This is a genomic window from Pseudomonas sp. NFPP02 (assembly GCF_900119355.1).
Classification (GTDB): domain Bacteria; phylum Pseudomonadota; class Gammaproteobacteria; order Pseudomonadales; family Pseudomonadaceae; genus Aquipseudomonas; species Aquipseudomonas paracarnis.
In genome coordinates this window covers 48,084-54,843 of sequence record NZ_FPJI01000022.1, presented here as the reverse complement: position 1 = coordinate 54,843, position 6,760 = coordinate 48,084, and the positions used below count along the sequence as shown (strand labels likewise).

At 57.3% G+C, this 6,760-nt stretch carries 7 protein-coding genes and 1 rRNA gene; 4 read left to right on the top strand and 4 right to left on the bottom strand.

Annotated elements, in window-relative coordinates:
- Positions 1–176 precede the first annotated feature (176 nt).
- Positions 177–292 (top strand): 5S ribosomal RNA (rrf, locus tag BT204_RS26340).
- 334 nt (positions 293–626) lie between these two features.
- The gene (locus BT204_RS26335; RefSeq protein ID WP_072448797.1) at positions 627–2,000 is read left to right on the top strand and encodes an MFS transporter; all 1,374 of its coding nucleotides are present in this window, start codon (positions 627–629) and stop codon (positions 1,998–2,000) included.
- Between the two features lie 60 nt (positions 2,001–2,060).
- Here BT204_RS26335 and BT204_RS26330 read toward each other — a convergent pair whose 3' ends face one another.
- From BT204_RS26330 to flgA, 4 genes are all read right to left on the bottom strand, one after another.
- Positions 2,061–2,810: a flagellar brake protein gene (locus BT204_RS26330; protein ID WP_072448795.1), complete on the bottom strand. Its 750-nt coding sequence runs from the start codon at positions 2,808–2,810 to the stop codon at positions 2,061–2,063.
- A 96-nt stretch (positions 2,811–2,906) separates the two neighbouring features.
- Complete coding sequence (locus tag BT204_RS26325) at positions 2,907–3,377, bottom strand: flagella synthesis protein FlgN (RefSeq protein ID WP_034128459.1); 471 nt, start codon at positions 3,375–3,377, stop codon at positions 2,907–2,909.
- Positions 3,378–3,425: 48 nt separating this feature from the next.
- Positions 3,426–3,749, bottom strand: coding sequence for a flagellar biosynthesis anti-sigma factor FlgM (gene flgM / locus BT204_RS26320; RefSeq protein WP_072448793.1), 324 nt, complete (start codon positions 3,747–3,749; stop codon positions 3,426–3,428).
- Positions 3,750–3,890: 141 nt separating this feature from the next.
- The gene (flgA, locus tag BT204_RS26315; protein WP_054922160.1) at positions 3,891–4,655 is read right to left on the bottom strand and encodes a flagellar basal body P-ring formation chaperone FlgA; all 765 of its coding nucleotides are present in this window, start codon (positions 4,653–4,655) and stop codon (positions 3,891–3,893) included.
- Positions 4,656–4,729: 74 nt separating this feature from the next.
- Here flgA and BT204_RS26310 point away from each other — a divergent pair, with 74 nt between their 5' ends.
- Both BT204_RS26310 and cheR read left to right on the top strand, forming a co-directional pair.
- On the top strand, positions 4,730–5,662 hold the full coding sequence (locus BT204_RS26310) for a chemotaxis protein CheV (RefSeq protein ID WP_034128456.1): 933 nt from the start codon (positions 4,730–4,732) through the stop codon (positions 5,660–5,662).
- A gap of 42 nt (positions 5,663–5,704) precedes the next feature.
- Complete coding sequence (gene cheR / locus BT204_RS26305) at positions 5,705–6,532, top strand: protein-glutamate O-methyltransferase CheR (RefSeq protein WP_014719581.1); 828 nt, start codon at positions 5,705–5,707, stop codon at positions 6,530–6,532.
- Positions 6,533–6,760 lie beyond the last annotated feature (228 nt).

Genomic DNA, 6,760 nt, shown 5'->3' with positions numbered 1-6,760 from the left:
TAATTGCCCGTGAGGCTTGACCATATAACACCCAAGCAATTTGAGTCGAAAGGCCAGATTGCGGTGTGTGAAGACGCAATGAACCGAAAGTTCGACGCTCACAAAACACCACGATCTATCACATACCCAATTTGCTGAAGCGAGGCCAGCTGGCCACGACTCAGTACACAGAATTTCTTGACGACCATAGAGCATTGGAACCACCTGATCCCATCCCGAACTCAGCAGTGAAACGATGCATCGCCGATGGTAGTGTGGGGTTTCCCCATGTGAGAGTAGGTCATCGTCAAGATTAAATTCCGAAACCCCAATTGCGAAAGCAGTTGGGGTTTTGTTTTGGGCGCTCTAAAAGCACGCCAACTTCCAAAGCCTGCATAGCGTTCCATTGAAACCTTTTGTACAGATACCCGAATACCAGTCGAACCTTGCGTGTTATCAAGGTTCACAGGTGGTGCGCCATGTATTTATCTCCACGGTTATGTACCTCGCAGACACCCACGTAGCGTCTGAGCTGTGAAACAAAATAATCGCCGGGAACAGGCCCTGCTGCCTGTCCGGATCCAACCGCCCCGGACTATCATGCTGATAGCCCTACCCCTCACCGCAAGGAGCCGCTCGGAACGCCGATGCGCCAGATCTGGAAATCTTTTCGAGCCCTTTATTTCGCCTCTTTGATGATGCTGATCGGCTCCGGCCTACTTAGTACTTATCTGGCTTTGCGTCTGGCAGCAGACAATGTCGACAGCCTGTGGGTCGGTGCGCTGATGGCCGCCAACTATTTTGGCTTGGTGCTGGGCGGCAAGCTCGGACACCGCCTCATCGCCCGGGTCGGGCATATTCGCGCCTACGCCACCTGCGCGGGCATCGTCGGTGCAGCGGTGCTGGGGCACGGTTTGATTGATTGGCTGCCAGCCTGGATCGTGCTGCGGATGATCGTGGGCCTGGGGATGATGTGCCAGTACATGGTCATCGAGAGTTGGCTCAACGAGCAGGCGGATGCCAAGCAGCGCGGTGTAGTGTTCAGCGGCTACATGATTGCGTCCTATCTTGGGTTGGTGCTGGGCCAACTGATCCTGGTCATGCATCCCCATCTTGGGCTTGAGCTGTTGATGCTCGTGGCGTTGTGCTTTGCGCTGTGCCTGGTCCCGGTGGCAATGACTCGACGCATTCACCCGGCCCCACTGCACCCGGCCCCGATGGAGCCGCGCTTCTTTATCAAGCGCGTGCCGCAGTCGCTCAGCACCGTGTTGGGCGCTGGGTTGATCGTCGGTTCGTTCTACGGCTTGGCACCGCTGTACGCCTCTCAGCAAGGCCTGACGACCGAGCAAGTCGGCCTGTTCATGGGGTGCTGCATTTTTGCTGGATTGGTCGTGCAGTGGCCACTGGGCTGGTTGTCGGACCGATATGACCGCGCGCTGCTGATTCGCTGCTTCGCCTTGTGCCTGGCGGTGACGGCCTTGCCGTTGGCAATCATGACGCAGGTTCCGCTGGAAGTGTTGTTCGTGGCGGGCTTCTTCTGTTCGCTGGTGCAGTTCTGCCTTTACCCTTTGGCAGTGGCCTTTTCCAACGACCATGTGGAAGGCGATCGTCGGGTATCGCTGACGGCCATGTTGCTGGTGACCTACGGGATCGGCGCCAGCGTGGGGCCGCTGTTGGCCGGTGTGGTAATGAAGCTATTCGGCAGCCAGATGCTCTATGCGTTTTTCAGCCTGTGTGCATTGATCCTGGTGTGGCGCATTCGCCCCAAGGCGGTGACCAACCTGCATCAGGTCGATGACGCGCCGCTGCATCACGTGGCGATGCCCGACAGCATGTCCAGTTCGCCTTTGGTGGCTGCCCTTGACCCGCGGGTGGATGAGCAGGTGGTACAGGATCAGATGCAAGTCACTGTGCCCGATCCAGAGCCTGCCCCTGAAACCGATGAGCCGACGAGCGAAGAGCCGCACGAGCCACCAGACCCGGACGAACATCCCCATGACTTAAGCAGGGCACGCCCCTGAACGAAAAAACGGGCAGATCCCATCAGGATCTGCCCGTTTTTTTATCTCAGCGTCTAACGCTTAAAGATCGTCGTCTTTATCGAAGCGCCGAGCTTCACGCTGTAATTGGTAGACAAAGCGTTCCACTTGTCGCTGCACCAAGCCACTCATGTTGTGAAAGCGCACGCCGGCAAAGGTGGTGTTGATCTTGTCTTCGAAGTGTAGATAGCGCAGTTCCACGGAGGTGGTCATGCTGCCGAAGGGCAGGGCAGCGATAAAGCGATCATAGACTTGGCCTAACTGCAGACGCTCAGAGATGTCGCCTTCAAAGCGCAATTTGCAGCCGGTTGCCGAGATATCCAACAGCTTACCGCTGACAGGGGCCTTGAGCTTCTCGCCACCTAACTGAATATCCACCAATTGCGCGAGTTTCAGTGCGGCGCGGAAGGCATTGCGTCTTTGGTGGTAAACCACTTCGCCGGGCAGGCTGCCGCTGTAGATGCGGTGGCCGCCTTTCTCGCTGATGGTCAAGGTGCCGTTGCTTTCCCAGGCAACCCGCACGCCCTCATGGAAGCCTTCGATACGGAAGGCTTCGCCATTCTCAAGATAGCGTTCACCGTCGCGGGGAATCATTTCGTCCAGTACCAGCGTCTTGCTGTCCCGGTCGATGTCCACTAGGTAGCTCTGGAAGCGCTGGCTACGTTCGTGGAAAGTGATGATCAGCGGGTCATGGCTTTCTTGCAGCATCCGCAACGTGCTGGCGATTTCCAGAGGCGTGGTGAGCACCTTGGGTGGCTGCGGTGCATCTTCCGCATTAAGGGCGTTGAACACGGTTCTTCCATCTCCAGGCAAAATACGACTACACGCAAGAACCGGCATTTTGCCAGTATGTAGCGCGCCTTGGATAGGTCGCGCTGTAAACCGGCGTCAGGCTTGGCTGCGGGTGCTTGGTTTGATCAGGCGTGAGGTGGAGCCTTGGGCGTTATACAGGGCCGGAGGTTCTCCGCCGTGCAGTATGCGCAACTGATTGGCGGTGGTGGCTTGCTGAAGCTGGATCGACTGACCGTTGAGCAGGTTGGCTTCCTGGCACTGGGCGAGCAAATGATTGAGTTCTTTGCTTTGTGCCAGCAGTTGATCGCCGACTGAGGAGTGGCTGGCCAGTTGTGCCAGGCCATCATGATCGGCGGGCAGGCCCAGGCTGATCAGAATCTCGCTGCGTTTCTTGCCGTGCTGTTCGAGCAAGACAATCAGCGACTGTTTGCGCGCCAGGATTTCTTCCAGCAAGGGCATATCCCGGCCGTACAAGGCCAGGGATTCTTCCTTGAGCAGCTCGAGCAATTGTTGCGTCGGCGCAAGATCATCAATGATCAGTTGGAGCAAATGTTCGTCGTGGTGCATGGCTGGCCTTGGGTTTTAAGCGTCCAAAAGCCCTGCGCAGGCTTTTGCCTAGCGCTCGGCTTCGAAGTTGAGCAGCTTGCTGGCTACACGGTTGCTGTCGACTTTATAGCTGCCATCGGCGATAGCCTGTTTCAACTCGGCCACGCGGGCTTTATTGACGACGGGTTGATCGCGCAGCGAGTCAGTGACCTTTTGCAACTGTTGAGCCTCATTGCTCAGGTGTACCGATTCCCCACTCTGGCTGGCGGCGGCCTGTTCTGCTTTGGCAGGCAAGGGCTGCGGCTTGGCCTCTACGCTGTCCTTGGTACCGCCGGTGCGCGTATTGCCGGACAAGGCCGGGGCGTTATTCAAACGACTGAAATCAATGACCATGATGAAAAACCTCTGGGTATTTGGACGCTTGCCATGTTTTCGGCCATACCCGGGCAAACTTTAGGCTCGATTGACAATAAACCTGTTCGGCTCAATATCCAGCACACAGTGTAGGAAAAGCTGGCATTTGATTCCAGTCATCTATAGCGCCACCTCGACCTGGCCTGGTGCCGTGACCCGCGCCTTGATCACGCGATTGGAGTTGAGGTTCTTGACGCGGATCTGTTCGCTCATGCCGCCATTTGACAGCGCCTCGCCCGGCATCCTGACGTTCAGGCCGCCGCTGCTGGCGGAAATTACCACCTGGTCACCCTTGCGAATCACCTCGGCCTGTTCCAGATGAACCAGCGTGAGGACTTGGTCGGTGACCACTGGCCGCGTGAGTTTCTGCCCGACGGCCTGGTCCAGCGACGTCAGGTAGCCCTGGTTGATCAAGCTTATATCCCGCTCGCGCAACGCCACGTCGTCGTAGCCGATGATGCCCGTGCGCTTCAACGGTCGCGCCACTACCACCACATCGCGATACAGCTTGACCTGAGCTGGTACGAAAACCGTCCAGGGCGAGGCGCCCTCACAGCGTACCTTTACGGTCACACGACCGATGGGCTGGGCGGGGCTTTCCAGAGTGGCTGTCAATTCCTTGTCGCACATTGGCATGCGCAAGCGAGGGTCCAACTGGTTGACCTGAATTTCATAACGCCCCGGCGTCTGGGTAGTCGCCAGATAATCTTCTACAGTGAACTCAAGAAAGCCTTGGGTGACGCCGATAAGTAGATCAGGCAGGGTGACGTTGTCGGCACGGGCCGTGACGCCCAGGCCCGAGACAAGCAGTGCCATCGCGGCGCAGAGCAGTCTACGGTAGCGTGAGCGGCCAGGGTGTCGGGAAACTGTCGTTTTAATATCCATACTCAGTAAATAGCAAAGCTCGTGCCGTTTAGTGTTGGGTACGCGTCGTACCCCTAGGATTTAGGAGTCTGGGCATGGCAGGTGTAATGGATTCAGTAAACCAGCGCACACAGCTGGTAGGGCAGAATCGCCTGGAGTTGTTGCTTTTCCGCCTGGATGGCAAACAGTTGTATGGCATCAACGTGTTTAAAGTGCGTGAAGTGCTGCAATGTCCCAAGTTGACGATCATGCCCAAGTCCAGTCCAGTGGTGTGCGGCGTGGCCAACATCCGTGGCGCGACCATTCCGATTCTTGACCTGGCCATGGCCACGGGGGCCGCGGGTTTGCAAGACCGCCAGAACCCCTTCGTGATCATCACCGAATACAACACCAAGACCCAGGGTTTCCTGGTGCGCTCGGTGGAGCGCATCGTCAATATGAACTGGGAAGAGATCCATCCGCCGCCCAAGGGCACGGGGCGCGATCACTACCTGACGGCGGTGACGCGGGTCGATAACCAGTTGGTGGAAATCATCGACGTGGAGAAGATCCTCGCCGAAGTGGCCCCCACCTCGGAAACCATCTCCGTCGGGGTGGTGGATGCCGAAACGGCACACAAGGCGGTTTCGCTGCGTGTGTTGACCGTGGACGACTCTTCTGTAGCGCGCAAGCAGGTCACGCGTTGCCTGCAAACGGTCGGGGTTGAGGTGGTAGCCCTCAATGATGGCCGCCAGGCCTTGGATTACCTGCGCAAGCTGGCAGACGAAGGCAAGAGGCCTGAAGAAGAATTCTTGATGATGATCTCTGACATCGAGATGCCGGAAATGGATGGCTACACGCTCACGGCCGAAATACGTAACGATCCACGCATGCAAAAGTTGCATATCATCCTGCATACTTCGTTGTCGGGGGTATTCAATCAGGCAATGGTCAAGAAGGTCGGTGCGGATGACTTTCTGGCCAAGTTCCGTCCTGATGACCTCGCATCCCGGGTAGTTGACCGGATCAAGGCAGCAGATCACGGCTAGGGGATTTCCCCCGGCGGTCACACGATTTAAGAGGCGGCATCATTGTCTACGGGTAATTTGGATTTCGAACAGTTCCGGGTCTTCCTGGAAAAAGCCTGTGGCATATTGCTCGGTGAAAACAAGCAGTACCTGGTATCCAGCCGTCTCAACAAGCTGATGGAACAGCAGGGCATCAAGTCCCTGGGTGAGTTGGTCCAGCGGATCCAGGGGCAGCCGCGCAGTGGGCTCAAGGAAATGGTGGTCGACGCCATGACCACCAACGAAACCTTGTGGTTTCGCGATACCTATCCCTTTGAAGTGCTCAAGAACAAAGTCTTGCCGGAAGCCATCAAGGCCAGCCCGGGCCAGCGCCTGCGTATCTGGTCGGCGGCCTGTTCCTCGGGGCAGGAGCCGTACTCGATCTCGATGTCCATCGACGAGTTCGAGCGGACCAACATGGGCCAGTTGAAAGCCGGCGCGCAAATTGTGGCCACGGACTTGTCCGGCACTATGCTCACCAACTGCAAGACCGGTGAGTACGACAGCCTGGCGTTGGGCCGAGGCTTGTCCCAGGAGCGCCTTCAACGTTACTTCGATCCCAAAGGGGCGGGGCGTTGGGCGATCAAGGCGCCGATCAAGAATCGCGTCGAATTCCGCTCGTTCAATCTGCTCGACAGCTACGCCAGCCTGGGCAAGTTCGACATGGTGTTCTGCCGCAATGTGCTGATCTATTTCTCCGCTGAAGTGAAGAAAGACATCCTGCTGCGTATCCATGGCACGCTCAAGCGCGGAGGTTATCTGTTCCTCGGTGCTTCCGAGGCGCTCAATGGGCTGCCGGATCACTTCCAGATGGTGCAATGCAGCCCGGGGATCATCTACCAGGCCAAGTAGCCTGGGTGTATGCAATAAAACTGTGGGAGCCGGGCTTGCCCGCGATAGCGTTTTGTCAGTCGACGAATAGGTCGGCAGGCACTCCGCCATCGCAGGCAAGCCAGCTCCCACATTTGTTTTCTCGGCAAGCTGGCGTAAAGCGGCAACTGCCCATTGCCGCTTTACTGGCACTACGCGGAAATCGCTTGCCGCTTTTCTGGCATAGTCGCCGGCAACTTCCCTCGAAAC

Bases quoted from the DNA above. Each gene is read 5' to 3' on its own strand.
- BT204_RS26335 (WP_072448797.1), top strand. From the start codon at position 627: ATGCGCCAGATCTGGAAATCTTTTCGAGCCCTTTATTTCGCCTCTTTG.
- BT204_RS26325 (WP_034128459.1), bottom strand. From the start codon at position 3,377: ATGCACCACGACGAACATTTGCTCCAACTGATCATTGATGATCTTGCG.
- flgM (WP_072448793.1), bottom strand. From the start codon at position 3,749: ATGGTCATTGATTTCAGTCGTTTGAATAACGCCCCGGCCTTGTCCGGC.
- flgA (WP_054922160.1), bottom strand. From the start codon at position 4,655: ATGGATATTAAAACGACAGTTTCCCGACACCCTGGCCGCTCACGCTAC.
- BT204_RS26310 (WP_034128456.1), top strand. From the start codon at position 4,730: ATGGCAGGTGTAATGGATTCAGTAAACCAGCGCACACAGCTGGTAGGG.